Here is a 613-nt window from a genome sequence, read left to right on the forward strand (position 1 = left end):
TGCGGTTTTCGCCTTGTTCCAGTCGGTGCGCTGCTCGTCCGTCCACGCGGCATCCCCGATTTTGTCATGCAGGGTACGCATTTCCGCCGCAATAGTGTTACGGCGTTGTTTCAGTTCATGCAATTTCATGATCATATCCTAGATATTCAGTAAAGTCAGAATGCGCTCACGCGCCATTTTTTGATTAATCGCCTGCCGGAGTGCCCCGCTGTGGCGCACCTCCTGCCAGGCCTGCAAGGAACGGACGGCTGAATCGGCCTCCTGATAGGCCGGATAGGTCACCGGACTCACATCAAACAGCCGGGAGAAGCGGCTGATTTCCCGGATGACAATGCCTTCCTCGTCCTCAAACCAGTGCTCACCGTCACGGGCGACCCGGAAGGCAAAAGAAGACTGGGTAATATCCCCCCGCTGCATGGGAGCCAGCACCAGATCGCGGATGGTCGGGGTATCCGGCGCCTGAATGTCGTATTGCAGCCCGCGCTCATCCACAGACAGCGTCAGGGTGCCTGAAGCACTGCGCCCCAGAATGTAGTTGGGGTCATGGTTAAACAGCCCGCGCACATCATCATTGAGTACCTCATCAAAGGCCCCGGGCTTGATGATTTCACGA

Annotated in this window: 1 protein-coding gene and 1 pseudogene; both read right to left on the reverse strand. The window is 56.9% G+C overall.

The genetic code is table 11. The features are described 5' to 3' along the window. Window positions 1-129: pseudogene (locus Xhom_RS38290) on the reverse strand (phage major capsid protein); the annotation flags it as partial. 9 nt (window positions 130-138) lie between these two features. Further along, window positions 139-613, reverse strand: a 475-nt coding sequence (locus Xhom_RS25295; RefSeq protein ID WP_099140142.1) for an HK97 family phage prohead protease, incomplete at its 5' end; no start/stop codon positions are given.

It is taken from the genome of Xenorhabdus hominickii (assembly GCF_002632725.1).
In the GTDB taxonomy this organism is placed as follows: domain Bacteria; phylum Pseudomonadota; class Gammaproteobacteria; order Enterobacterales; family Enterobacteriaceae; genus Xenorhabdus; species Xenorhabdus hominickii.